General features: G+C 70.9%; 1 protein-coding gene and 1 pseudogene. One reads left to right on the top strand and one right to left on the bottom strand.

What is annotated here, in order from left to right; all coding sequences use genetic code 11:
- Positions 1-199 precede the first annotated feature (199 nt).
- Positions 200-676: a YHS domain-containing (seleno)protein gene (locus MFF30_RS24220; protein ID WP_238282730.1), complete on the bottom strand. Its 477-nt coding sequence runs from the start codon at positions 674-676 to the stop codon at positions 200-202.
- A gap of 168 nt (positions 677-844) precedes the next feature.
- On the opposite strand from MFF30_RS24220, the pseudogene MFF30_RS24215 reads away from it, so the two are divergent.
- Positions 845-1,058 (top strand): annotated as a pseudogene (locus MFF30_RS24215) (DUF1134 domain-containing protein); the annotation flags it as partial.

The following is a 1,058-nucleotide window of genomic DNA, read 5'->3' as shown; positions in this document are numbered from 1 at the left end:
CCTTCGCGGCCCTCGGCCACGCGGGCTACGCGGACGACCTCGTTCTGCCCGAACGGAGCCCGGCTGCCCGTGGCGCTCGGCACGCCGTGGGCGGCGAGAGCCCGGTCCGCGCCTAAAAGGCGCTGCGGGGCGCGAACGCCGCCCCGGCTCCTGCTTGTGCGTCATTCGCCGAAAAGGGCACCGGTTCGGCGAAAGCCCCCTAGTCCGGAAAATCCCGTTCGATCTGGTCCCGCAGGTCCGGCCAGCGCCGTTCCGCCTGATCGGCCAAGGCGGGCTCCGCGAGCAGGCGCGCCCGGTGCTCGGCGGTGCGCAACAGGTAGAGCCGGGCAAGCCCCTCCCCGTCCGGAAGGCAGACGAAGATCGACGGATCGGTGTCGACGAGGCGGCCGCCCAGGATGCCGATCGGGTCGAACCCGCCGAGGCGCGGCGCGTATCGAACGGGATCGCTTCGAAAGACCGCTTGGTTGGCGGCACGCGCGAAGCGCCAGGTTCGTCCGGCCCAGGCGGTCTCGAAGGCTGCGTGCCCAGGCTCGGGCGTGCCCAGAAAGTAGCTCACCGGATCGAAGCCCTCCAGGGCGATCGGGCCGGGTGGCCGAGCGAGGAGGCTCGTCGCGCGCGCGGCCGTCGCGGGCGAGAAAGCCGCGAGGATCAGCAGGTGACGGCGCGTTAACCACATCTTGCTTTGTTTCGATCGAAGGTCGCGGGGTATGCCGGCGCACGGCCGATGCGGGCGCCGGTGGGTAGCCTGTCTGGTGGCTGCCGATCTTACGGTCCTAGACCGGTGCACGTTAGCGCGACGCTAGCAGCGCAACGAACAGTCCGTGGTCACGAGGAGGAACGAGGCATGTCGTCGAACATCCGGGGCGCCCAATCCGCGCCCGCCGTCCCGACCCGCCGCGCGATGCTGTCAGGCCTTGCCGGGACGCTGCTCATCGGAGTCTCGGCACGTGCCGTCGAGGCGGTCGAGGGCCGGCCCGGCACTTTTCGGCCGGAGGAGCTCGTCGACAACGGCCATCGCTTCTTCGGCTCCATGTCGCGCGGCCTCGCCCAGCTCGTCG

The sequence above is a fragment of the Methylobacterium goesingense genome (genome assembly GCF_022179225.1).
Classification (GTDB): domain Bacteria; phylum Pseudomonadota; class Alphaproteobacteria; order Rhizobiales; family Beijerinckiaceae; genus Methylobacterium; species Methylobacterium goesingense.
The sequence above is the reverse complement of the archived record's forward strand: the minus strand, read 5'-3'. Positions and strand labels throughout refer to the sequence as shown.